This is a genomic window from Pseudomonas sp. Ps21-P2 (assembly GCF_039672565.1).
GTDB lineage: Bacteria > Pseudomonadota > Gammaproteobacteria > Pseudomonadales > Pseudomonadaceae > Aquipseudomonas.
Map to the genome: position 1 here is coordinate 768,830 of NZ_JBDFPL010000002.1, position 23,833 is coordinate 792,662.

General features: G+C 61.1%; 24 protein-coding genes and 1 pseudogene. 13 read left to right on the top strand and 12 right to left on the bottom strand.

Going from position 1 to position 23,833, the window contains the following annotated elements; all coding sequences use genetic code 11:
- Positions 1 to 122 precede the first annotated feature (122 nt).
- Both ABEH28_RS07275 and ABEH28_RS07280 read right to left on the bottom strand, forming a co-directional pair.
- Positions 123 to 869, bottom strand: a complete 747-nt coding sequence (locus tag ABEH28_RS07275; RefSeq protein ID WP_074892681.1) for a LytTR family DNA-binding domain-containing protein — start codon at positions 867 to 869, stop codon at positions 123 to 125.
- Positions 866 to 1,948 carry a sensor histidine kinase gene (locus ABEH28_RS07280; protein ID WP_192171397.1) on the bottom strand — a complete coding sequence of 361 codons (1,083 nt, stop codon included), beginning with the start codon at positions 1,946 to 1,948 and terminating at the stop codon, positions 866 to 868. Before ABEH28_RS07280 ends, ABEH28_RS07275 begins: the two co-directional genes overlap by 4 nt.
- A gap of 146 nt (positions 1,949 to 2,094) precedes the next feature.
- On the opposite strand from ABEH28_RS07280, the gene argH reads away from it, so the two are divergent.
- The 4 genes from argH (at position 2,095) to ABEH28_RS07300 (ending at position 7,317) form a co-directional block, all read left to right on the top strand.
- Positions 2,095 to 3,489 (top strand): argininosuccinate lyase, encoded by a 1,395-nt coding sequence (gene argH / locus ABEH28_RS07285; protein ID WP_282365873.1) that lies wholly within the window; start codon positions 2,095 to 2,097, stop codon positions 3,487 to 3,489.
- A gap of 63 nt (positions 3,490 to 3,552) precedes the next feature.
- Positions 3,553 to 3,846, top strand: coding sequence for a hypothetical protein (locus ABEH28_RS07290; protein WP_282365877.1), 294 nt, complete (start codon positions 3,553 to 3,555; stop codon positions 3,844 to 3,846).
- 170 nt (positions 3,847 to 4,016) lie between these two features.
- Complete coding sequence (locus ABEH28_RS07295; protein WP_074892677.1) at positions 4,017 to 4,268, top strand: TIGR02647 family protein; 252 nt, start codon at positions 4,017 to 4,019, stop codon at positions 4,266 to 4,268.
- Between the two features lie 199 nt (positions 4,269 to 4,467).
- Positions 4,468 to 7,317: a class I adenylate cyclase gene (locus tag ABEH28_RS07300; protein ID WP_346629507.1), complete on the top strand. Its 2,850-nt coding sequence runs from the start codon at positions 4,468 to 4,470 to the stop codon at positions 7,315 to 7,317.
- Between the two features lies 1 nt (position 7,318).
- Here the strand turns inward: ABEH28_RS07300 and ABEH28_RS07305 are convergent, their stop codons facing one another.
- A complete protein-coding gene (locus ABEH28_RS07305; protein ID WP_282365883.1) occupies positions 7,319 to 7,552 on the bottom strand; it encodes a DUF1289 domain-containing protein in 234 nt (77 codons plus the stop codon).
- Positions 7,549 to 7,905, bottom strand: coding sequence for an iron donor protein CyaY (gene cyaY / locus ABEH28_RS07310; protein ID WP_192171402.1), 357 nt, complete (start codon positions 7,903 to 7,905; stop codon positions 7,549 to 7,551). The genes ABEH28_RS07305 and cyaY overlap by 4 nt, the downstream gene beginning before the upstream one ends.
- Before the next feature lie 288 nt (positions 7,906 to 8,193).
- On the opposite strand from cyaY, the gene ABEH28_RS07315 reads away from it, so the two are divergent.
- Genes ABEH28_RS07315 through ABEH28_RS07340 form a run of 6 tightly spaced genes read left to right on the top strand, consistent with a single transcriptional unit; the run spans position 8,194 to position 12,815 of the window.
- Positions 8,194 to 8,358, top strand: coding sequence for a lipoprotein (locus tag ABEH28_RS07315; protein ID WP_192171403.1), 165 nt, complete (start codon positions 8,194 to 8,196; stop codon positions 8,356 to 8,358).
- A 9-nt stretch (positions 8,359 to 8,367) separates the two neighbouring features.
- Positions 8,368 to 9,615 (top strand): diaminopimelate decarboxylase, encoded by a 1,248-nt coding sequence (lysA, locus tag ABEH28_RS07320; RefSeq protein ID WP_346629508.1) that lies wholly within the window; start codon positions 8,368 to 8,370, stop codon positions 9,613 to 9,615.
- Positions 9,616 to 9,619: 4 nt separating this feature from the next.
- Positions 9,620 to 10,450 carry a diaminopimelate epimerase gene (dapF, locus tag ABEH28_RS07325; protein WP_192171405.1) on the top strand — a complete coding sequence of 277 codons (831 nt, stop codon included), beginning with the start codon at positions 9,620 to 9,622 and terminating at the stop codon, positions 10,448 to 10,450.
- 13 nt (positions 10,451 to 10,463) lie between these two features.
- Positions 10,464 to 11,201 carry a DUF484 family protein gene (locus ABEH28_RS07330; RefSeq protein ID WP_192171406.1) on the top strand — a complete coding sequence of 246 codons (738 nt, stop codon included), beginning with the start codon at positions 10,464 to 10,466 and terminating at the stop codon, positions 11,199 to 11,201.
- A gap of 2 nt (positions 11,202 to 11,203) precedes the next feature.
- Positions 11,204 to 12,109, top strand: coding sequence for a tyrosine recombinase XerC (gene xerC, locus ABEH28_RS07335; RefSeq protein WP_346627432.1), 906 nt, complete (start codon positions 11,204 to 11,206; stop codon positions 12,107 to 12,109).
- Complete coding sequence (locus ABEH28_RS07340; RefSeq protein WP_346629509.1) at positions 12,099 to 12,815, top strand: HAD family hydrolase; 717 nt, start codon at positions 12,099 to 12,101, stop codon at positions 12,813 to 12,815. The genes xerC and ABEH28_RS07340 overlap by 11 nt, the downstream gene beginning before the upstream one ends.
- 89 nt (positions 12,816 to 12,904) lie before the next feature.
- Here ABEH28_RS07340 and ABEH28_RS07345 read toward each other — a convergent pair whose 3' ends face one another.
- From ABEH28_RS07345 to glnK, 4 genes are all read right to left on the bottom strand, one after another.
- Entirely contained in the window at positions 12,905 to 13,234 is a 330-nt protein-coding gene (locus ABEH28_RS07345; RefSeq protein ID WP_192171409.1) for a hypothetical protein, read from the bottom strand.
- Positions 13,235 to 13,326: 92 nt separating this feature from the next.
- Positions 13,327 to 13,758 carry a secondary thiamine-phosphate synthase enzyme YjbQ gene (locus ABEH28_RS07350; protein WP_346627429.1) on the bottom strand — a complete coding sequence of 144 codons (432 nt, stop codon included), beginning with the start codon at positions 13,756 to 13,758 and terminating at the stop codon, positions 13,327 to 13,329.
- A 249-nt stretch (positions 13,759 to 14,007) separates the two neighbouring features.
- Positions 14,008 to 15,345, bottom strand: a complete 1,338-nt coding sequence (locus ABEH28_RS07355) for an ammonium transporter (protein WP_192171411.1) — start codon at positions 15,343 to 15,345, stop codon at positions 14,008 to 14,010.
- 34 nt (positions 15,346 to 15,379) lie between these two features.
- On the bottom strand, positions 15,380 to 15,718 hold the full coding sequence (glnK, locus tag ABEH28_RS07360) for a P-II family nitrogen regulator (protein ID WP_002555808.1): 339 nt from the start codon (positions 15,716 to 15,718) through the stop codon (positions 15,380 to 15,382).
- A 415-nt stretch (positions 15,719 to 16,133) separates the two neighbouring features.
- Here glnK and ABEH28_RS07365 point away from each other — a divergent pair, with 415 nt between their 5' ends.
- Entirely contained in the window at positions 16,134 to 16,418 is a 285-nt protein-coding gene (locus ABEH28_RS07365) for an accessory factor UbiK family protein (protein WP_192171412.1), read from the top strand.
- 20 nt (positions 16,419 to 16,438) lie between these two features.
- Here the strand turns inward: ABEH28_RS07365 and ABEH28_RS07370 are convergent.
- Positions 16,439 to 16,588 (bottom strand): annotated as a pseudogene (locus tag ABEH28_RS07370) (addiction module antidote protein, HigA family); the annotation flags it as partial.
- Between the two features lie 21 nt (positions 16,589 to 16,609).
- Positions 16,610 to 17,143: a GNAT family N-acetyltransferase gene (locus tag ABEH28_RS07375; protein WP_346629510.1), complete on the bottom strand. Its 534-nt coding sequence runs from the start codon at positions 17,141 to 17,143 to the stop codon at positions 16,610 to 16,612.
- A gap of 116 nt (positions 17,144 to 17,259) precedes the next feature.
- On the opposite strand from ABEH28_RS07375, the gene ABEH28_RS07380 reads away from it, so the two are divergent.
- Positions 17,260 to 18,753 carry a YifB family Mg chelatase-like AAA ATPase gene (locus ABEH28_RS07380; protein ID WP_346629511.1) on the top strand — a complete coding sequence of 498 codons (1,494 nt, stop codon included), beginning with the start codon at positions 17,260 to 17,262 and terminating at the stop codon, positions 18,751 to 18,753.
- Between the two features lie 282 nt (positions 18,754 to 19,035).
- Here the strand turns inward: ABEH28_RS07380 and ABEH28_RS07385 are convergent, their stop codons facing one another.
- A complete protein-coding gene (locus ABEH28_RS07385) occupies positions 19,036 to 21,012 on the bottom strand; it encodes a methyl-accepting chemotaxis protein (RefSeq protein ID WP_346629512.1) in 1,977 nt (658 codons plus the stop codon).
- A gap of 217 nt (positions 21,013 to 21,229) precedes the next feature.
- Complete coding sequence (locus tag ABEH28_RS07390) at positions 21,230 to 22,150, bottom strand: LysR substrate-binding domain-containing protein (protein WP_346629513.1); 921 nt, start codon at positions 22,148 to 22,150, stop codon at positions 21,230 to 21,232.
- A gap of 165 nt (positions 22,151 to 22,315) precedes the next feature.
- On the opposite strand from ABEH28_RS07390, the gene ABEH28_RS07395 reads away from it, so the two are divergent.
- Complete coding sequence (locus ABEH28_RS07395) at positions 22,316 to 23,698, top strand: NorM family multidrug efflux MATE transporter (protein ID WP_346629514.1); 1,383 nt, start codon at positions 22,316 to 22,318, stop codon at positions 23,696 to 23,698.
- Positions 23,699 to 23,833 lie beyond the last annotated feature (135 nt).

Genomic DNA, 23,833 nt, shown 5'->3' on the forward strand with positions numbered 1-23,833 from the left:
CTCGGCCGGATCGGGCCGAATGACTGTATTCAATCGTTGCGCATCATGATCTCAATCAACCTGCGCACGCCATGCGACGGCGTGTCGCCCGCATCGCACGGCATGGCCCTCGCGGCACTCGCTTACAACTGCTGCATCATCTTGCGCACACCGGCAACGTGCCGGCGGCTGACGATCAGCGCATCACCGTTGAGCCCCTTGAGGAACAACTGGAAATGGCCCAGCGGCGTGCGTTGCAGGCGTTCGATACGTTCCCGGGCGACCAGCGCGTTGCGGTGAATACGCACAAAACGGTCGCCGAATTCGTCTTCCAGGGCTTTAAGCGGTTCATCCAGCAGCACTTCGCCGCCTTCATGGCGCAGGGTCACGTACTTGTGATCGGCGATGAAATAGATCACCTCGGCCAGCGGAATCAGCTCAATGCCCTTTCGGGTACGCGCGCTGATGTGACTGCGCGGGCCGGTGCCGCTTTCGGCAGCAGGTCGGGTCATCGCCGCCAGTTGCACGCGATTCGGCCGCTCGGCCTTGCGCAACGCCTCAAGCAGGTGCTCGGGACGAACCGGTTTGACCAGATAACCCACGGCGCTGACCTGAAAGGCCTCCAGCGCAAATTCATCGTGGGCCGTGCAAAACACGACGGCAGGCGGGGTGTCGCGCTCGCACAATTTAGCCGCGACCTGAAGTCCATCCAGGCCCGGCATGCGGATATCCAGCAACACCACGTCGGGTTTCAAATTTTCAATCAGCTGCAATGCTTCTTCGCCATTGGTGGCGCTGGGTTCAAGAACCTTGTAACCCTCGAGCTCACTTACCATACGGCTCAGGCGGTCTCGGGCTAGGGGTTCGTCATCAACGATCAGGACATTCATATTGCTCTGGCTTCCTGCGTGAGTCTCGCACAAGGATAGCGTAGACAGGTGAAGTGACGACCGTCTCGGCGCTCCACGCTCAGACTGGCGAGAGGGCCGAAAAGTGCCGTGAGTCGAGCGCCGATGTTTGCCAAGGCCTGCTGAGTGCCGCCTGGATTTTGCTGTAAGACGACCTCATCGTAAGGATTACTGACGCGCAATATAAATACTCCCCGTTCGTAGTCCGCCTCAACTCTGACCACGCCGCCTTCAACACGGGGCGCGATGCCGTAAATCAACGCGTTTTCCAATAATGGCTGCAAGGTTAGCTGGGGAATTGGCAAGTCGTCGGGAATTGCACTAACGGCCCAGTCCAACTGTAGACGCTCGCCAAGTCGATATTGCTCAATCGATAAATAGCGTTTCGCCAAATCAAGTTCTTCACGCCATGTCGTCAGGCTGCCGGGCTTGCCCAGACTGGCCCGGAACAGGTCGGACAGATCAAGCACTGCCTGCTCCGCCTTGACCGGATCGCTGGTGACCAGACTGGCGATGCTGTTGAGCGTGTTGAAGAGAAAATGCGGGCGGATACGTGCCTGCAAGGACTCGATCCTGGCCTGGAGTTCGGCCTGCTGCTGCTTGCGCCACTGACTCTGCAGGTAAAAGTAGCGCAGCATCAGTGCGGACATGATCAAGGCGATCAAGGCATAGCGCAGGTACCGCTCGACGACGCCATCGAACGAGGTCGGGGGATTCACCTGGTAGTAGTCCGTCACGGCGGTGCACATCAGCGTCACCGCCACCACCAGCAGACAACCGATGCAGCCGGCCACCCCGGCACGCAGCCGTGCCAGCCAGGGGCGCAAGCCACACAGCAGCGCAGCGGACAACAGCACGATCCACTGCACGAAAAGAGAAATCAGCGCCAACCGCACCCAGTCGAAATCCGGCTGCATGGGTTCGATGAGCACAAGCACGAAGACCAGCAACTCCGCCAGCACGACCAGCATCAGCAGCGCCTGGGGCAGACACAGTTCCGGGAGGAAAAACTCTTTGCCGGGCGCACTGCTCTGCCCCGGGTGTTTGCGCTCGTTTTGCATGGCCGCCAGTCTCTTCGCTCATACCGTTGCGGGCAAGCCGCCGGGGATAAATAAACGGCAATGCTGTTATCATCGCCCGCGTCTTTAGAATCGGCCGGCGCCGGTTTTTCATCAGTTTCAGCCACCAGCAAAGCAGCGAGCGAATCATGAGCACCGACAAGACCAACCAGTCCTGGGGCGGCCGCTTCAGTGAACCCGTCGACGCCTTCGTCGCACGCTTCACCGCCTCCGTCACCTTCGATCAGCGCCTTTATCGCCACGACATCATGGGCTCCGTCGCCCACGCCACGATGCTGGCCAAGGTCGGCGTGCTGACCGACGCCGAGCGCGACACCATCATCGACGGGCTGAAGAGCATTCAGGGCGAGATCGAGGCCGGCACGTTCGACTGGCGCGTGGACCTCGAAGACGTGCACATGAACATCGAAGCGCGCCTGACCGATCGCATCGGCGTCACCGGTAAAAAGCTGCACACCGGTCGTAGCCGCAACGATCAGGTCGCCACCGACATCCGCCTGTGGCTGCGTGATGAGATCGACCTGATTCTGGCTGAGATCACTCGCCTGCAAGAAGGCCTGCTGGGGCTGGCCGAGCGCGAAGCCGACACCATCATGCCGGGCTTCACTCACCTGCAGACCGCGCAACCTGTGACCTTCGGCCACCACATGCTGGCGTGGTTCGAAATGCTCAGCCGCGATTACGAGCGTCTGGTCGATTGCCGCAAGCGCACCAACCGCATGCCCCTGGGCAGCGCCGCGCTGGCCGGCACCACCTACCCGATCGACCGCGAACTGACCTGCCAGCTGCTGGGTTTCGAAGCCGTTGGCGGCAACTCGCTGGACAGCGTCTCCGATCGCGACTTCGCCATTGAATTCTGCTCCGCCGCGAGCATCGCGATGATGCACCTGTCGCGTTTCTCCGAAGAGCTGGTGCTATGGACCAGCGCGCAATTCCAGTTCATCGACCTGCCTGATCGCTTCTGCACCGGCAGTTCGATCATGCCGCAAAAGAAAAATCCTGATGTCCCTGAGCTGGTCCGTGGCAAAAGCGGCCGTGTGTTCGGCGCCTTGATGGGCCTGCTGACCTTGATGAAAGGCCAGCCGCTGGCCTACAACAAGGACAATCAGGAAGACAAGGAACCGCTGTTCGACGCCGCCGACACCCTGCGCGATTCGCTGCGTGCCTTCGCTGACATGATCCCGGCGATCAAGCCCAAGCACGCCATCATGCGCGAAGCCGCGCTGCGCGGCTTCTCTACCGCGACCGACCTTGCCGATTACCTGGTGCGTCGTGGCCTGCCATTCCGTGATTGCCACGAGATCGTCGGTCACGCGGTGAAGCATGGCGTTGAGACCGGCAAGGACCTGGCCGAGATGACGCTGGACGAGCTGCGTCAGTTCAGTGATCAGATCGAACAGGACGTCTTCGAGGTGCTGACGCTCGAAGGTTCGGTCAACGCGCGTAATCACATCGGCGGCACGGCGCCGGAGCAGGTCAAGGCCGCGGTTGTGCGTGGACAGCATTTGCTCGCCACCCGCTAAACGCATCGGAGGGGTCGCCCGTTACGGGCGATTCCAATCAATTGGCAAGACATCGAGAACGACATGAGCGACAACATCGAGAACGACGACGAAGAGTTTGCCGAAGCCACGCTGATTGAAGCCATCGAAAATCAGATCGAAAGCGACAACCCGCCAGCGGCCAAAGCCACCTACAACAAGCTGACCCTGGTGGGCATCGAGCGTGAAGAGATTCTGCAGATGATGGCCCACATTCTGGCGCTGGAGATCGACGGGATCCTGGCCGAAGATCGCCCGTTCAATACCGTCTGGTACGAAGCGGCCCTGCGTGCACTGCCCGACATGCCACCGGGCGTGCGACTGGCGGAAGACGAGTAAAACCCGCCACACATGCCGGTCGCTCAACTGACCTGACGACCGGCCAGATACTTCCTGCAAAATCCCCAGACCTGACTACACTCCAACAGCCTCGCTGCCGCATGGCGACGGGGCCGTCACGCCTGCGATTCTGATCGCGGTGTATCCACTGGAAAAAGTCTGGAGCACCTATGTCGTTTACCCCTGAATTGGTTGCCGAGCTGGAAATCCTGTCGCTGTTCAATCTGAGCAACACCAAAGAGGGTCTGAAGGTCCACCACCACTCTGCGGCCCCCACGGCCATCGCTGCTGCCCAACGACTTTTCGACAAAGGCCTCACCACGCAACACGACGGAGGCTATTTGACCAGCCTGGGGCTGGATGCCGCTGACCACGCTCAATCGCTGCTGATTATTCTTGCTACCAGCCAGGAAGCTGCCTGATTTCGTCCCTCGCGAAACCTTTGCCTGGACGCATCAAATAAAGGTTTCGCGAATCCTCCATTTCGACGATGCTGCGCCGATAAAATAATGGCGCCATAAAAAAGACCCGTGATCGAGCCATACCGGCCTGACGTCCAGCTGTCTTTATTATCGCTATACCCTCACTTCATGCAGTGCCGCCCGCCGGCTTCGAGTCGCGATGACGCGTAGTTCCGAAATTCGCCCGGATCTGGATGAGGGCATTGATCGCAAGGTCCTCGCTCAGTTGCGCAGCCGCTTTCTGGCCCTGAGCCAGAGTCGCCTGGCGCGTGCGTACGAAGGTCTGTCGACCCGTCAGCAAAGCGTGCTCACGCTGCTTCCGCTGTTTTTCCACGTCAATCATCCGCTGCTGCCAGGCTATGTGTCGGGCTCGACCCCCGCTGGCGTGTCCCATTACGAGCCAGACGCCCAGGCCCTCGCTGAAGCGCAACGCCTGACGCGGTCGTTCTCATACAAACCGCGCCGGGTGAATCCGCCACAGCCGATTCACGGCATCTTCCTGATGGGCAGCCTTGGCACCCTCGCCCAGGCCGACCAGAGCGACATGGACGTGTGGATCTGCCACGACCCGCTGCTGTCGGCCGACGAAATCCACGAGTTGCGCAGGAAGTGCCAGTCCCTCGAAAGCTGGGCAGCCAGCATGGGCGCCGAGGCACACTTCTTTCTCGTTGATCCTGAGCGTTTTGTCGTCGGCGAACGTGACGCGCAACTGAGTGGCGAGGACTGCGGCACAACCCAGCACTATTTGCTGCTGGACGAGTTTTATCGCACCGCCATCTGGCTCGCCGGGCGCACCCCGATGTGGTGGCTGGTGCCGGTCTATGAAGAAGCGCGCTACGCCGAATACACCCACACCCTGCTGTCGAAGCGCTTTATTCGCGCCGACGAGGTGCTGGACCTCGGCAACATGTCGCACATCCCGCCGGGGGAATTCATCGGCGCCGGGCTCTGGCAGCTGTTCAAAGGCATCGAATCGCCTTACAAATCGGTGCTCAAGCTACTGTTGACCGAGGTTTATGCCAGCGAGCACCCCCATGTGCAGTGCTTGAGCATGCGCTTCAAGAAAGCCGTGTTCGCCAACCGCGCCGACCTTGATGAGCTGGACCCGTACGTGATGGTGTACCGGCGCATCGAGGAATACCTGTTGGCGCGGGGTGAACCCGAGCGACTGGAACTGGTACGCCGCAGCTTGTACCTGAAGGTGAACAAGAAACTCACCGGCTCCACCCGTCACCGCAGTAATGGCTGGCAACGGCTGCTGCTGGAGCGGCTGGTCAATGAGTGGAACTGGGACGAGCGTCAGCTGGCGTTGCTCGACAGCCGCAGCCAATGGAAAGTGCGTCAAGTCGCCAGCGAACGCCGCGCACTGGTCGGCGAGCTCAACTACAGTTACCGCTTCCTGACCCAGTTCGCTCGCGCGCAAAAAGCGGTCAATTCGATCACCAAGCGCGACATGAATGTGCTCGGGCGTCGTCTGTATGCAGCCTTCGAACGCAAAGCCGGCAAAGTGGAATTTCTCAACCCGGGCATCGCGCCGGATCTGGCCGAGGACACGCTGACGCTGGCGCAACTGCCGAACAAGCGCGAGCCCGGCAGGTATCAGTGGTGCCTCTACAACGGCAGCCTGAGTGCCCACGAGCTGGAGACGTTTGCGCCGATCAAGCGCAGTCGCGAGTTGCTGGAACTGCTCACGTGGTGCCATCGCAACAACGTCATCGACAACAGCACGCGCCTGGCGCTCCACCCTGGCATCAGCGATCTGACCGAATTTGAACTGTTTAATCTACAAGGCGCGTTGCAGCAGAGCATCGCGCTGCCGCTGGCCATGGTCGATGAAGACGTACTTCTAAGCCCGAGCGTGCCCCGCGAGATTCTGCTGTTGGTCAACGTCGGCGTCGATCCGCTCCGGCACCATAAAGACCTGAACATCCTGATGACGACCGAGCGAACCGACTCGCTGAGCTACGCCGGCGTCCGTGAAAATCTGGTGCTGACCTTCGACCAGATCACCCTCAACAGCTGGAACGAGGTGCTGGTCAATCGCTTCGACGGCGCCCAAGCGCTGCTGGACTGCCTGACAGAATTGCTCAACGGCCTACCGGAAAAGTCCGCCAGGCCTGTCATCCGCGTGCGTTGTTTTTGCCACAACCGTGCGCAGGCCATCGCTCAGCGCGTGGAGGAGCTCATCGGCACTGCGCAACTGCTGCTGGACCGGCGCCTGAATCATCGCTATCTCATTCAGGTCGAGCAGCGTTACCACGTTCTGGAAATGATCCCCGGCCAGGTCAGCCACGTCACGCTCGAACACGTGCCGGCGCTCTTCAGCTATCTCGGAGAAGAGCTTTCCGCCTACAGCCCGCTTCATCTGGACCCGCAGGCACTGGACGACTCGGACCTGTCGCTGTTCATCCCGTACGGTCAGCCCGAATGCATTCAGGTGTTTTACCGGATCAACGAACCCAATGCCGACCTGTACGTGCTCGATGAGCGCAATGCGTTATGGCATCAGCAGGTGCCTTATCACAGTGAGCCCAGCCTGCTGGTTCCGCTTGAGCGCTTTTTTGAATCGTTGACGTACCGGCGCGTGACGTTGCTGCCGCTGGATAACCCGTTGGAATCAACGTCGCTGGAGGCTTTGTATTACCGCATAACCCCCGATGGCTCAGGGCGGGCCCGCCGCGTTGAGCATCGGCCGAGCCCGGCCATGCTCATCGACAAATCGTTCTTTGACGTGCAGGCGATTATCGAGGAAGCATCCCCCGGCCAGGTCAGCGTGACGCTGTATTGCGACGGGATGGAGTTTTCCGAGCTGGAGTTTGGCGATCAGTTGTTCAGCGTCGTGGCGCGGCGGATCCTCGACCAGCGCCGCGAGACGCAACGTTATCGCTGCTACATCACCGACCTGGACCTGTCCGGGATACTGGGGGACACGCGCGGGCAGACTATTCTGTTCCTGCGCTACAAAGCCCAGCTGGAACAGTCACTGAATGCCGCGATGGACGAGGCATGACCTACACGTGATCGGAAGTCGCACTGCGACGCAAATCTGCCTGCCGCACGATCTCCCGTCGGCGCTCATCGGTCGCCGCCCGCCACTCGCGGATGTCCTCGACGTGGCGCTGGCAGCCCGTGCAGACTTTGTCTTCGTCGAGCCGGCAGATGCTGATGCAGGGCGACGGCACAGCCGGGCTGACGTTGCTGAACAGCGGCTTTGGCGGCTTGACCGGGGTTGCGCTAACGGTCACTGGCGGTTGCCATCGCTGCCGTCGAGGGCGTCGAAGTCGATTTCTTCGCCCGCCTGCTCCTTCGCCAGACGATAGAGCATCTCGCTCAACAGCTCTTCGCTCTTGTCGCAGATCCAGTGCTTCGCTTCTTCGTCGTAATCAAAGTGAAAACCACCCGACGCAGCCGCCAGCCACAGCTGACGCAAAGGCTCCTGACGGCTGAAAATGAACTGCGAGCCGTTTTCAAATTTCACGGTCAGCACACCGGCCGACTCCTCAAGGTCCAGATCCAGACCGCTCTCGTCGAAGATATCCTGGAGCTTTTCCTGGGTGGCATCGACCAGATCGTGAAAACGGGCTTCGGTCAAACTCATTGCATGAACCTCAAAAGTGTCAGCGGACGGCGCAGCGACGCACGATACGGTCGCTCCACGGCAAATGCAAAGCCTACCCGCCCAAGTGCAAATGTGGGACCGGCTTTGGTCGGGACGGCATCGAGCATCACCCTGCACCACAGACCGCGTCAGAAATCCGCACGTGCTGCGCAGTCTAATTGCGCGGCGGCGTCAAACCCCCGCCGGACGGGAACTCCAGCGCATAGGCAATCTGTCGGGTGGTCGGTATACTCGGGCGCAATTAATGCTTATACAAAGGATTTCGCCATGAAGCGCCTGATTTCCTCCCTGGCCGCGCTGCTTGCAGTTGCGTGTCTGGTCTCTGCCTGCGGTCAGAAAGGTCCGCTGTATCTGCCCGACGACGATTCGTCCGCCGACGGCACCAGCCAGACCAAATCGCACTCGCACAAGCATCAGACTTCGACCTACTAGGAATCAGTCATGGACGCCTTCAACTACCGCGACGGCGAGCTGTTCGCGGAAGGAGTGGCGTTGTCTGCCATCGCCGAACGCTTCGGCACGCCGACATACGTCTATTCCCGCGCGCACATCGAGGCGCAGTACCGCGCCTACGCCGACGCCTTGAGCGGCATGCCGCATCTGGTCTGCTTTGCGGTCAAAGCCAACTCGAACCTGGGCGTTCTCAATGTCCTCGCGCGTCTGGGCGCCGGTTTCGACATCGTGTCCCGTGGCGAGCTGGAGCGCGTGCTGGCGGCGGGCGGTCAGGCTGACAAAATCGTTTTCTCCGGCGTCGGCAAGACCCGCGATGACATGCGCCGAGCGCTGGAAGTCGGCGTGCATTGCTTCAACGTCGAGTCCACCGACGAGCTTGAACGACTGCAAGTCGTCGCCGCCGAAATGGGCGTGCGTGCTCCGGTTTCGTTGCGCGTCAACCCGGATGTCGACGCCGGCACCCACCCTTATATCTCCACCGGCCTCAAGGAAAACAAATTCGGCATCGCCATCGCGGACGCCGAAGACGTTTACATCCGCGCCGCGCAGCTGCCGAATCTCGACGTCATCGGCGTCGACTGCCACATCGGCTCTCAACTGACCACCCTTTCGCCTTTCGTGGATGCGCTGGATCGCCTGCTCGATCTGGCCGACCGACTGGGCGATTGCGGCATTCTGCTGAAACATATCGATCTGGGCGGCGGTCTGGGCGTGCGTTATCGCGACGAAGAGCCGCCCCTCGCGGGCGACTACATCAAGGCCGTGCGTGAACGCCTCGATGGCCGCGATCTGGCGCTGATGTTCGAGCCCGGCCGCTTCATCGTCGCCAATGCCGGCGTGCTGCTGACCCGCGTTGAGTACCTCAAGCACACCGAGCACAAAGACTTCGCCATCGTCGACGCCGCCATGAACGACCTGATTCGTCCAGCCCTGTATCAGGCGTGGATGGACGTGACGGCCGTCAAATCCCGCGACGGCGCCAAACGCACCTACGACATCGTCGGCCCGATTTGCGAAACCGGGGATTTCCTGGCCAAGGAGCGTGAACTCGCGCTGGCTGAGGGCGATCTGCTGGCGGTGCATTCGGCGGGCGCCTATGGCTTCGTGATGAGCTCCAACTACAACACCCGCGGACGTACGGCCGAGGTGCTTGTGGATGGCGAGCAAGCCTTCGAAGTGCGTCGCCGTGAAACCGTGACTGAGCTGTTTGCCGGCGAAAGCCTGCTGCCGGAGTAATCCCATGCTGCTGCGTTTTACCAAGATGCATGGCCTGGGCAATGACTTCATGGTGCTGGACCTTGTGAGCCAACACGCCCACATTTTGCCCAAGCACGCCAAGCAATGGGGCGATCGCCACACGGGTATCGGTTTCGATCAGCTGCTGCTGGTGGAGGCGCCGAACAATCCGGACGTGGATTTTCGCTACCGGATTTTCAATTCCGACGGCTCCGAGGTCGAGCAGTGCGGCAATGGCGCGCGCTGCTTCGCCCGTTTCGTGCTGGACAAGCGGCTGACGGCCAAGAAGCAGATCCGCGTCGAGACCAAGGGCGGCATCATCGAGCTGGACATCCGCAACGACGGCCAGATCAGCGTTGATATGGGCGCGCCGCGTCTGGTGCCGGCGGACATCCCGTTCGACGCACCGGAACAGGCCGCCAGTTATTCGCTCGATGTCGATGGCGAGTCTGTCGAGCTTGCCGCCGTGTCCATGGGCAACCCCCATGCCGTGCTGCGCGTCTACGACATCAACAATGCGCCCGTGCATGTGCTTGGGCCGAAGATTGAAAACCATCCGCGTTTTCCGGCCCGGGTGAACGTGGGCTTTCTCCATGTCGTCGACCGTCAGCGCGCGCAACTGCGGGTGTGGGAGCGTGGCGCCGGGGAAACCCAGGCCTGTGGCACCGGCGCCTGCGCGGCAGCGGTGGCAGCCATTACTCAGGGCTGGATGGATTCCCCGATGCTGATCGACCTGCCGGGCGGACGCCTGTCCATCGAGTGGGCCGGCCCCGGCCATTCAGTGGTGATGACTGGCCCGGCTGTCCGGGTTTACGAAGGCCAAGTACGTCTATGAGTGAGAGTATCCAATGACCGACCAGCCTCAGACTTCAAACGACACGCCCGGCCAGCCCCCTGCCGAGACCGCAGTGCCTGCCCTTGAAGCCGAGGCAGTCGCGGCCTGGCTGCAACAACACCCTGATTTCTTCGCCGAGCACGACGAACTGCTGGCGATGATGCGCGTCCCGCACCAACGGGGCGACACCGTCTCGCTGGTCGAGCGCCAGCTCAAGCTGCTGCGCGAGCGCAACATCGAGATGCGTCACCGGCTCTCGCAACTGATGGACGTGGCCCGGGACAACGACCGGCTGTTCGAAAAAACCCGCCGGCTGATTCTTGATCTGATGGACGCGACCAGTCTTGAAGAGATTGTCATCTGCGTGGAAGACAGCTTGCGCCAGGAATTTCAGGTGCCCTTCGTCAGCCTTATCCTGTTCAGCGACAACCCGATGACCGTCGGCCGCTGGGTGAGCGCCGCCGACGCGCAGAAAGCTATCGGCGGGCTGATGTCCGGCGGCAAGACCCTGTGTGGCGCGCTGCGTGAGCATGAACTCGAGTTCCTGTTCGGCAGCGAGCAAAGCAAGGAAGTAGGCTCAACCGCCCTGGCCGCCCTCAGCCACCAGGGCCTGCACGGCGTTCTGGCGATCGGCAGCCGTGATCCGCAGCATTACAAAAGCTCGGTCGGGACGCTGTTTCTCAGTTACATCGCCGACGTGCTCAGCCGCCTGCTGCCACGCTTCACCAACTCGCTGCGTTCGGTTCGCTAGTCATGGAGCGGCAACTGGACGCCTACTGCACGCACCTGCGCAGTGAGCGCCAGGTGTCGAGCCATACGCTTGAAGCCTATCGTCGCGACCTGAACAAGGTCTTGGCGTTCTGCGAAAAGCAGCACATCGACAGCTGGAAAGCGCTGGATATTCAGGCCATGCGCAGCCTTGTCGCTCGCCTTCACCAGCAGGGTCAATCCTCGCGCAGCCTGGCCAGACTGCTGTCAGCCGTGCGCGGCTTTTATCACTACCTCAACCGCGAAGGCCTTTGCGATCACGATCCGGCCAATGGCCTGTCACCGCCCAAGGGCGAGCGTCGCTTGCCCAAAACCCTGGATGCCGACCGCGCCCTGCAACTGCTTGAAGGCGGCGTCGAGGACGATTTTCTGGCCCGGCGTGATCAGGCGATTCTCGAACTGTTCTACTCGTCAGGCTTGCGGCTGTCCGAACTGACCGGGTTGAACTGCGAAGACCTGGATCTGGCGGACGGTCTTGTGCAGGTCCTCGGCAAAGGCAGCAAAAGCCGCGTTTTACCGGTTGGCAGAAAGGCACGGGAAGCACTGGAGGAATGGCTCAAGCAACGAGCGCTGGCCAATCCTAAGGACGATGCCGTGTTTGTCAGCCAGCAAGGCCGCCGTCTGGGGCCGCGCTCGATCCAGCTGCGGGTCAAGGCTGCCGGCGAACGTGAGTTGGGCCAGAACCTGCACCCGCACATGCTTCGCCATTCATTTGCCAGTCACTTGCTGGAGTCGTCCCAGGACCTGCGCGCCGTGCAGGAACTGCTGGGTCACGCCGACATCGCCACCACTCAGATCTACACCCATCTGGATTTCCAGCATCTGGCCACGGTGTACGACAGTGCCCATCCACGGGCCAAGCGCAAAGGTAACGCCGACAATGAGCATTAAGCTGATCACCTTCGACCTGGACGACACGCTGTGGGAAACCGCACCAGCGATTGTCAGCGCTGAAGCCAAGCTGCGCGAGTGGCTGGCTGCCAACGCGCCAAAACTCGGGCCGGTCCCGGTCGAGCATCTGTGGGAAATCCGCTCGCGACTCATCGAAGCGGATCCGACGTTCAAGCACCGGATCAGTGCGCTGCGCCGCAAGGTGCTGTTTCATGCGCTGGAGGATGCGGGGTATGGTCACGCCGAAGCCCATGAGCTGGCGGACCAGAGCTTTGAAGTGTTCCTTCAGGGGCGGCACCAGCTGGACATCTTCCCTGAAGTGGTGCCGACGCTTGAGATCCTGACCAAGTCTTACACGCTGGGTGTCGTGACCAACGGCAATGCCGATGTCCGCCGTCTAGGCCTGGCCGATTATTTCGCCTTCGCGCTATGCGCCGAGGACCTGGGCATTGGCAAACCGGACCCTGCGCCCTTCGTCGAGGCGCTGAAACGCGGCAATGCAGATGCCAGTCAGGCCGTGCATGTCGGCGATCACCCGGGTGACGACATCGCCGGCGCCCAACAAGCCGGCCTGCGGGCGATCTGGTACAACCCCGGCGGCAAGGTCTGGGAGGCTGAAAAAGCGCCGGATGCCGTAATCAACAGCCTGACGCAATTGCCCGAGGTGCTGGCGCGCTGGGCTGGATCTGCGCTTCCCGCTGCGTGAACGCCGGCCTTTGCGTCGGCAACTCGAATCGCAGGCAATAAAAAACCCGCAGCGACAGCGGGTTTTTCATCAATCGCGCAGCAGGTCCCTTAGATGGGACGGCTGCCGTACTTGTTATCAGGCTTCTTGGGCGGATCGGCGACCACGTTGGCCTCCACTTCCACGACCTTGCCACCACGAGCGAGGAATTCTTCCATCGCGCGAGCCAGAGCATCACGCTCCTTGTTCTTGGCTTCCACACTCGGCAATTCATCAACCGAGACGGCGGCCTTGGCCTTGCCTTTGGCCGGAGTCGCAGAGACTTCAGCGCTGTCGTCGACTTCCACTACATCTTCATCGGACGCCGCTGCAAGCCCCTCACCGTCCTCCCCTTCTTCCAGATCGTCTTCCAGACCTTCTTCGATGTCGTCGTCGCTCATGTTCTACCTCATGACTTGCGAAAGCAGATTAGTTATAGCCCAGCCGGGCTTGATTTCTTGGACAGCCGGAAAAATTCAACTACCGCATACGTTCAGCGGTCGTGCCCCTCACCCTGAAGCGTGACGAGGACTTTACGGGCACCGCCTGCATCGCGGTGCTCGCCCAGATAAATACCTTGCCATGTGCCCAACGCCAGCCGTCCATTTGTAACCGGCAATGTAAGCTGGCAGCCAAGCAGACTGGCTTTGAAGTGCGCCGGCAGATCATCGGGCCCTTCGTCGTCATGCTCGTAGCCGTCGCGCCCCTGAGGCACCAGACGGTTGAAGAAACGCTCGAAATCGCGACGTACCGCAGGGTCGGCGTTCTCGTTGACGGTCAACGAGGCCGAGGTGTGTTGCAACCAGACATGCAGCAGGCCGATGCGGCATTCGCGTAATTCGCGAAGGCCCGCGACGATCTCGTCAGTCACCAGATGGAAACCACGAGGCCTTGCCCGCAGCGTGACCAAGGTCTGTTGCCACATACCGTTCTCCGCCCTTCGGCGCGCATTCTAACGCGCTGGAAAAAAAAACAAAGTGCGTAATGAGCGACGATTTTCAGGAGCGCTGAACAAGGGCATTTATGCCCTCTAAAGCATCGAGAATCGTCAGGTTAGGCCGAACATTGCAGCGGATGTTCCTGCCGGGAACGCCCACCCGCTGTGCGGACATCCCTATCGACAAACCTCAGACAAAAAAATGCCCGGAGACCCGGGCATTTTTTCACGCGTGGATTACAAGTTGTAGCCACGTTCGTTGTGTTGCGCCAGATCCAGGCCGACCGCTTCTTCTTCCTCGGTGACACGCAGGCCCATGACCATGTCGAGCACCTTGAGGATGATGAAGGTCACGATCGCGGTGTAGATGACCGTGAAGCCGACGCCTTTGCACTGAATCCAGACTTGTGCCGCGATGTCGGTCACGGTGCCGAAGCCGCCCAGCGAAGGGGCTGCAAACACGCCGGTCAGGATCGCGCCAAGGATACCGCCGATACCGTGAACGCCGAAGGCATCCAGGGAGTCGTCGTAGCCCATTTTGCGTTTCAGGCTGGTGGCGCAGAAGAAGCAGACCACGCCTGCCGCCAGACCAATGATCAGGCCGCCCATCGGGCCGACAGTACCGGCGGCCGGAGTGACCGCAACCAGACCGGCAACCACACCCGAAGCGATGCCCAGAGCGCTTGGTTTACCGTGGGTCAGCCATTCGGCGAACATCCAGCCCAGCGCTGCAGCAGCGGTGGCGATCTGAGTTACCAGCATGGCCATACCGGCAGTGCCGTTGGCCGCAGCCGCGGAACCTGCGTTGAAACCGAACCAGCCCACCCAGAGCATGGCCGCGCCGACCAGGGTGTAACCCAGGTTGTGCGGAGCCATTGGAGTGGTCGGGAAACCTTTACGCTTGCCGAGTACCAGGCACGCTACCAGGCCAGCCACACCGGCGTTGATGTGAACAACGGTGCCGCCCGCGAAGTCGAGAACGCCCCAGTCCCACAACAAACCACCGACGCCGCTCCAGACCATGTGCGCAATCGGCGCATAAACCAGGGTGAACCAGATCGCCATGAAGATCAGCATCGCGGAGAACTTCATGCGTTCCGCGAAAGCGCCGACGATCAGGGCCGGGGTGATGATGGCGAAGGTCATCTGGAAGGTCACGAAGACGGCTTCCGGGAACAGTGCCGCAGGGCCAGTGATGCTTGCAGGGGTGATGCCTGCCAGGAACGCTTTCGAAAGACCGCCGACGAAGGAGTTGAAGTTGACGACGTTGACTTCCATCCCGGTGGTGTCGAACGCCATGCTGTAGCCGTAGACGACCCACAGGATGCTGATCAAGCCGGTAATGGCGAAGCACTGCATCATCACGGAAAGAATGTTTTTCGAGCGGACCATGCCGCCGTAGAACAGCGCCAGACCGGGGATGGTCATGAACAGCACCAGCGCGGTGGAGGTCAGCATCCAGGCGGTGTCGCCGGAATTGAGTACGGGGGCTGCCACTTCGTCTGCCGCCATGGCCAAGCCAGGGGTTACGAGGGACAACAGGGCTCCTAGCCCTGCGAATTGACGCAGAGTCATATTGTTTTCTCCTGGGGCGTTGGGGTTTGGCGGCTTAGATTGCGTCGGTATCGGTTTCGCCGGTACGGATGCGGATGGCCTGTTCCAGATTGACCACGAAGATCTTGCCGTCACCGATCTTGCCGGTGTTGGCCGCTTTGGTTATCGCTTCGATAACGCGGTCCAGATCCTTGTCGTCGATCGCAACATCGATCTTCACCTTGGGGAGGAAGTCGACTACATACTCCGCACCGCGATACAGCTCGGTGTGGCCTTTCTGACGTCCGAAGCCTTTGACTTCAGTGACCGTGATGCCCTGCACGCCGATTTCGGACAGCGACTCGCGTACGTCGTCCAGCTTGAACGGCTTGATGATGGCAGTGACTAGCTTCATGAAACTTTCTCCCGAATTGGTGGACTTGCCCCAGGAAAACAAACCCGACTCAAGTCTAAGCGCAGTGTCTGGCTTTGTAACGCGTCGTGTCCGTAACAGACCTGACCAACTCCAGAAAACCGCTTCTGACGAAACATTCCCCGCTCCGCCTGCCGCACTGCATTCGTCACAGCGACTGCATCAGTGCATGGGTTACAAGCCACTAAGCAGAAAGCTTGCCATCTCATGAATCGGCATGAATTTCGGCCCTTCGACTGTTAATTCACGCTTTAGCGTAGTCGTCGATTGCGATCGCCGCACAACAACGGTGCGCACGTGCCCGGAGCCATGCGCGAAAAGCGTGCAGCGCATCGCGTCCGGCGGAAGGTCAAAAGCTGCGTGCTACACTCGCGCCCTCTGATTCTGGAGTTTCATCATGCTCGCCCCCAAAGCTTTTCTCGACGCCCTGAGCGGCCACGCTTCCCGCCTATTCAACGGCGAAACACCGGTTCCACGCAGCGAATTCGAAACCCAGTTCAAGGCGCTGCTGCAGAGCGGCTTCAGCAAGCTGGACCTGGTCAGCCGGGAAGAATTCGACAGCCAGATGATCGTCCTCGCCCGCACCCGCGCCCGACTTGAGGCACTGGAAGCGAAGATGGCGGAGATGGAAGCGCAGTTGGCGACGCAGCCGAAAGCGTCAGGGGCTGAGCCACAAGGTTGAGCTTCAAAAGCTGAATGTGCTCAGGCGCAGTGCGCAATGCGCTGAACCTGGGCCTTGATCGCCTCACCTCGCTCGATCTCTGTCTTGCGCAGGTCGTAGGTGAGCTGAAAGTTCAGCCAGAATTCCGGGGTAGTTTCAAAACACGCCGCCAAGCGTACCGCCATGTCGGCACGGTCTTGTGAAGGCTTTGTTCAGCCACCCAATGGCGGGCAGCCTTGAGCAGCGTGCCGAACATAATAGTTATCAAATTCGCCCGCTTCGAAGAACTGAAAACCATGACGAGTATAAAAGCGGTTTGAAGCGCTTTCTTTCAGAGCCCCGACATACAAGTCCAGCGACGCCGCATCCGCTTCCATGAAGATCTGACGAAGGACAATCGAACCTACTCCTGATCCTTGTGCACCTTGCTTGATGTAGAGGTGATCGAGCAACAATCCGTCAACGCGCGGTTTGACCACGACAAAACCCACCCGCTTTCCGGCAACCACAATGTGGCGAGTAAATTCGGGGGAAAAGCCGTCCCGGAAACGTTCGCGGGCGCGCACGGGATCGAAGCGACCAATGCGCCCAAGACTCTCACGCATGGCGTCAATCCGGATGGCGACGAGCGCTTCGAAGTCACAGGCTCGTGCCCCGGCAAAGGTGACCGTAGTGGCCAGCGGTTCGAGAAACTCCTCGCTTGGAATTTCCCCTGGATACACAGGCCACTCTCCATTACTGGTCATCACTCCTCCTTCCTTCCATTCATACACATGCCGTAGAACATGCACGGGGCCACGCGCCGGAGCAATGACTATCCTTCAGCTCGCCGCAGGAAGCGGTGCTGCCTACAAGGAAAGCCATGTCCCTCGCGATCGTTCTGAGCCGTGCCCAAGTTGGCGTTGAAGCCCCTGCCGTGACCGTCGAAACCCATCTCGCCAACGGGCTGCCGAGCCTGACGCTGGTGGGTCTGCCGGAGGGCGCGGTCAAGGAGAGTAAGGATCGGGTGCGCAGTGCGATCCTCAACTGTCGGCTGGAATTCCCGGCGCGGCGGATCACCCTGAATCTGGCCCCTGCCGATTTGCCCAAAGACGGCGGACGCTTCGATGTCGCCATTGCACTTGGCTTGCTGGCTGCCAGCGCGCAGGTGCCAACGCTCGCGCTGGAGGGCATTGAATGTCTGGGGGAGTTGGCGCTGTCCGGTGCGATTCGGCCCGTACAGGGCGTGCTCCCGGCGGCACTCGCTGCGCGGGAGGCGGGCCACACGTTGATCGTGCCGGCGGTGAATGCCGAGGAAGCGTGTCTGGCGTCAGGCCTGAAGGTGATCGCGGTCAGTCATCTGCTGGAGCTGGTGTCCCACCTGAATGGGCACACGGTCATCGCGCCTTATAAATCCAATGGCCTGATTCTGCAGACACAGCCTTATCCCGACTTGAGTGAAGTGCAGGGCCAGACCGCGGCCAAACGCGCTCTGTTGGTGGCCGCCGCGGGCGCGCATAACCTGCTTTTCAGCGGCCCACCCGGAACCGGCAAAACGCTGCTCGCGAGCCGTTTGCCAGGGCTGTTGCCACCACTGGATGAACTCGAAGCGCTGGAGGTGGCGGCGATTCAATCGGTTGCCAGTCACGCCCCGCTGACCAGTTGGCCCCAGCGTCCTTTCCGCCAGCCTCATCACTCGGCGTCGGGTCCTGCGCTGGTCGGGGGTGGCAGTCGCCCGCAACCTGGCGAAATCACCCTCGCGCACCACGGCGTGTTGTTTCTGGACGAGCTTCCGGAGTTTGATCGGCGTGTGCTGGAGGTGCTGCGCGAACCCCTTGAATCTGGCCATATCGTGATTTCCAGGGCGCGGGATCGGGTGCGCTTTCCGGCGCGCTTTCAACTGGTCGCCGCGATGAACCCCTGCCCGTGCGGTTATCACGGAGAGCCGACCGGGCGCTGCCGCTGCTCAACCGATCAGATTCAGCGCTACCGCAACAAGCTGTCGGGCCCGTTGCTTGACCGGATCGATTTGCACCTGACCGTTGCTCGGGAAACTACATCTTTAGCTGCCACGCCTGACTGCAAGAGTGAAAGCGCCAGCGCAGCGGAGGTGGTCTCCGAAGCCCGACAGCGCCAACAACGACGCCAAGGGTGCGCCAACGCATTTCTTGACCTGCCCGCGCTGCGCCAACACTGCGCGTTACTGCCGGAAGACGAAGCTTGGCTCGAGAATGCGTGTGAACGCTTGAACCTGTCCCTGCGCGCTGCCCACCGCCTGCTGAAAGTGGCGCGCACGCTGGCTGATCTGGAGAAGGTGGACGCCATCGCGCGATGCCACATCGCCGAGGCTTTGCAGTATCGGCCTTCGACGAATTGAAACCGCATACACCATGCCACGGCGGGAGATAACCCTTCGTTCAGCACCGCACTGTCGCGCAGAATGTGCAACACCTGTGGGAGTGACCGGGGTGGCGCTCCACCTTGCTCACGAAGGCGGCATCTCAACCGCTGAATATTTGGCGGATGTTCTTGCCTCTTCGCGAGCAAGCTCGCTCCCACAACTCGTGTATTGCCAGATACATCTGCGGTGTTGCTTGATGAGATTGGGCTTGCTCACACCTACGCTGGTTGGCTCTGGCGGCTCAGCAGCGCTCCAGCCTCACCGAAACCGATCCACTTCCTTCTGCAAGTCAGCCGCCACAGCGTTCAGCTCTTGAGCCGTGATCGCCAGGTTGGACACGACTTCGCGTTGCTCGCTGTTCGCCAGGGCGATGCTTTGCAGGTTGGCGCTGAGCAGCGTTGCGGTGTTGCTCTGCTCCTGGGTGGCGGTGGTGATGGACGTGAACTGCTCACCAGCGGAACGGCTTTGTTCGTCGATCTGGGCCAGCGCTGCAGCCACTTTGGCGTTGCGCGACAGGCCTTCCTGCATCAGCGCATTACCTTGCTGCATGGTGCTGATGGCATTGCTGGTCTCTTGCTGAATGCTGCTGATCATGCCGGAGATTTCATCGGTGGCCTGACGCGTACGTGATGCCAGGCTGCGGACTTCATCCGCTACCACCGCAAAACCACGGCCTTGTTCACCGGCGCGTGCGGCTTCGATCGCGGCGTTGAGGGCCAGGAGGTTGGTCTGCTCGGCGATCGAGGTGATGACGCTGACGATGCCGCCGATCTCCTGCGAGCGTTGGCCCAAGGTATCGATCACCGTCGCGGTGCTGCTCAGCGAACCGGCGATCTGCTCCAGCGAAGCAGACGCCTCCTCCATGGACGTGCGACCGATGCGCGTCTGCTGGGCGTTGCCCTGGGCCATGCGTTCGGTGGTGCCCATGTTGTCGGCAATGGTCAGGGCCGTGGCGCTGAACTCCTCCACTGCGCCGGCCATGCTGGTGATTTCGCCGGATTGCTGCTCCATCCCCTCATAAGCGCCGCCCGACAAGCCGGACAGCGCATTGGCACGACTGCTGACTTCCAGTGCTGCTGTGCGGATGTGGGACACCATGGTTTCCAGCGCCTGGCCCATCTTGTTGAAACTGCCCGCCAGCTGACCAATTTCGTCATGGCTGGACACGTTCAGACGTGCGCTCAGATCACCAGCGCCCAACGCTTCCGCCTGACTGACCAACGCCGACAGCGGCCGCAGCTTGCTGCGTAACAGCCAGATCGCGGAGCCGACAGCGATCAGCATCGCCAGCAGGCTGCCGATGGCCAGTTGCGTGCCGACGCTCCAGGTGACTGCGCTGATTTCATCTTCGGGCATCGTCGCCAGAACCGTCCACGGACCGCCTGCAAACTTCTCACCGACGGTGTAGAAATCTTCGCCGGCGTCCTGCCAGAAATGCCCAACGCTCGGCGTCTTGGCGAACTCGGCCAGCGTGGTGCTTGCCTGATCCAGGTCCTTCACGCCCGCAGGCGGCACCAGCCATTTGTTCTGCTCATCAAGCAACGCCAGCGAACCGGTGGAACCGATGCGGAAGTTTTTCAGGTTGTCGAACTGCGCCTTCTGCGCGTCGGTGTAATCGAAGCCGACGAACAGCACGGCGATGACTTTGCCGCTGGCGTCACGCACCGGGCTGTACTGCGTCATGTATAAGCGATCGAACAACAGCGCGCGACCGACATATCCCTGTCCGGCGAGCAACTTGTCGTAGGCCGGGTGTTTGTGATCCAGCGAGGTGCCGATGGCGCGTGAGCCGTCCTGTTTGCTCAGCGAGGTGCTAACGCGCACGAAGTCGTCGCCGCTGCGCACAAAAACGGTCGCAACGCCGGCCGTCATGCTCTTGAAGTCGTCGACTTGCGTGAAGTCGTTGTTCAGCGGGGCGCCGTTCAGCAGCAGCGCCGGAGTCTGCACGCCCGCGACCGCAACCTGCTGATCAGCCTGCAGGCTCAGGCCGCCCGAAAAACGCTTCTCGAACAGACCGCTCAGACGCTGGGTGCTGTCGCGCAGGGTGTTGTGGAAGGTGTTCAACTGGTCGGCCAGCAACCGAGCTTCGCTGCTCATGTGCTCTTCGCGGATGACCAGGTTCGCCGAATCAAGAGAGCGCAAGGCGAACAGCGTACTGCCGCTGATGACGACGGCCAGAATAACGGCCAGGGCGATGCCGAGTTGCGAAGCAATTCGGGCGCGAGGCTGAGGCATTGGAGCTCCTTGCCGAACGACGGGACCATCCTGATTCAGGAGCACCATTCGGACGAATTCTAATAGAGGGAATCGATGAGTCGATTGAGGTGAACCGGCTCTGCAATACACCTTCGGCCGACAGACAAAAAACTTGAGTCCTACGTCGCTTCAGGACGGAATTAATTCCCTTTTTGGCTGTCCTGCGTCCGCTTTCGGTCGGGGTGCGCTTTACGACTCATTCCAGAATCGTCACGTCAGGCAATTCCATCGCCTGCACTTCGCCTTGCAAGAAGTCGCTCAGGCGCCGCAGACGCTCGCCGCCAGGGCGGGTCTTGGGCCAGACGAGGTAGTAGTTTTCGCCGCTGACCACCGCCGTGCGCCACGGCAGGCTGAGCCGGCCCTGAGCGACGTCCTCCGCCACCATCAGCAGATCGCCCATGGAAACGCCGTAACCCCTAGCCGCCGCAATCATGCCCAGCTCCAGCGTGTCGAACACCTGCCCTCCCTTGAGCGAGACCCGCTCAGACAAGTCCATGCGCTCCAGCCATCGGCGCCAGTCGCGGCGGTCGGGCGTAGGGTGCAACAGCTCGGCGCCGGCCAGTCGCTCGGCGTCCCACGGCGCGTCATCCAGCAGCGTCGGCGCGCCCACGGGAATCAGCCATTCCGGGAACAGGTACGTTGCCTCCCACTCCGGCGGGAAATGCCCATGGCTGAGCAACACCGCGCAATCGAACGGCTCCTGGGTGAAGTCGACGCTGTCGATGTCCATCCAGGCGCTGGTCAGCTGGACTTCGTTGCCCACCTGCAGATGGCGAAAACGACTCAGCCGCGCCAGCAACCAGCGCATGGTCAGGGTCGATGGGGCCTTCATGCGCAAGATGCCCTCCTCCGCCATCAACGCGCTGCACGCTCGCTCCAGCGCTGAAAAGCCTTCCCGCACGCCCGGCAGCAATTCACGCGCGGCTTCGGTGAGCTGCAAATTGCGACCATTGCGGCGAAACAGACGGCAGGCAAAGTGCTCTTCCAGCGTGCGGATATGCCGACTGACTGCGCTCTGGGTGATCGACAGCTCTTCAGCGGCGCGCGTGAACGAGCTGTGTCGCGCAGCGGCTTCAAACGCGCGCAGGGCATACAGAGGCGGAAGAGTGCGAGACATCGGCGAGGATTCCTCAGGCTGGACGGCGACCGAGGCCACTCTACCGCAGAAAACCCCAGGATGAGTTTTACTCATGCGAGTGATCGGATTTATCCCTTTGTGCATCCTCACTTGAATCCCCACAATGACCGGCCTGCCAACACCCGCCACCCGAGCGCAAAGACCATGCACCAGCACGCCTTCAAAGAACTGTGGATCATCCTGCGTCTGGCCGGGCCGCTGATTGCTTCGCAGATGGCGCACATGCTGATGGTATTCACCGACACTGTGATGATGGGCAAGCTGGGCCCGGAATCCCTCGCCGGTGGCGGGCTGGGGGCGGCGAGCTACAACTTCGTGTCGTTCTTCTGCGTGGGGGTCATGGCCGCCGTCGGCACCTTGGTCGCGATCCGCAAGGGCGCGAATGATCACGCCGGCGTCACCCGCCTGACCCAGGCCGGTTTGTGGCTGGCGTGGGGCATGGCCTTGGTTGCTGCGCTGATCCTATGGAACCTCGAGCCGATCCTGCTGCAATTTGGTCAGGTCGAAGCCAACGTCCACATGGCCAGCGAATTTCTGATCACCTTGCCATTGGCGCTGCCCGGCCTGTTGAGCTTCATGGCGCTGCGCGGTTTCACCAGTGCATTGGGGCGTGCGACCCCGGTAATGGTGATCAGTCTGGTGGGCGTGGCGCTGAACTTCGGGCTCAATTACGCCTTTATCCACGGGCTGTTCGGCCTGCCGCACTGGGGCCTGATGGGCATTGGTCTGGTCACGGCCATTGTCACCAACGCCATGGCCCTGGCCCTCGCGCTGCACATTCGTTATCACAGCGCCTACGCGGCGTATCCCCTTCACAAAGAACTCATGAAACTCTCGCGCAGTTGCCTGAAAGAGCTGTGGCGTCTGGGCCTGCCCATCGGTGGCACGTATGCGGTGGAAGTCGGGCTGTTCACCTTTGCGGCATTCTGCATGGGCGCCATGGGCAGCACCCAGATGGCAGCGCACCAGATCGCTCTGCAATCGGTGTCGATGGCGTTCATGGTCCCGGTCGGGATTTCCTACGCGGTGACCATGCGCATCGGTCTGCACTACGGGGCCGGAAACCTGCTGCTGGCGCGCACTGCCGGACGCATGGGGATTGGCTTCGGCGGGCTGCTGATGCTTTCGTTCGGCATTCTGTTCTGGGTTGCGCCCCACGCCGTCATCGGTTTGTTCGTGGACCTCAACGATCCGAAATACCAGGGCGTGGTCGAGCTGGCGGTGAGGCTGCTGGCCATCGCTGCCTGGTTCGAGATTCTCGACGGCACGCAGACCATCGCCATGGGCGCGATCCGGGGGTTCAAGGACGCAAAAACCACGTTCCTGATCGGACTGGCGAGCTATTGGGTGGTCGGCGCGCCGCTGGCCTGGGGCCTCGGATTTCTGGCGAACCAGGGCGCGGTGGGCGTGTGGTGGGGATTAGCGATCGGCCTGCTCTGCTCCGCGGTCGCACTGACCTGGGCATTCGAGCGCAAGACCGCGAGGCTGCTGCGCAAGGAGGCGACGGGGGTTGTGGTGATGGGATAGGCCTCTGCGGGTATTCACAATCCGGGGCGGTCACAAACCCAACTGTAGGAGCAATCGGAGGTTACGACGGTCGCGAAGGCGGTGGGTCTGTGACATCCATGTCGGCTGACCCCATGCATTCGCGAGCAAGCTCAC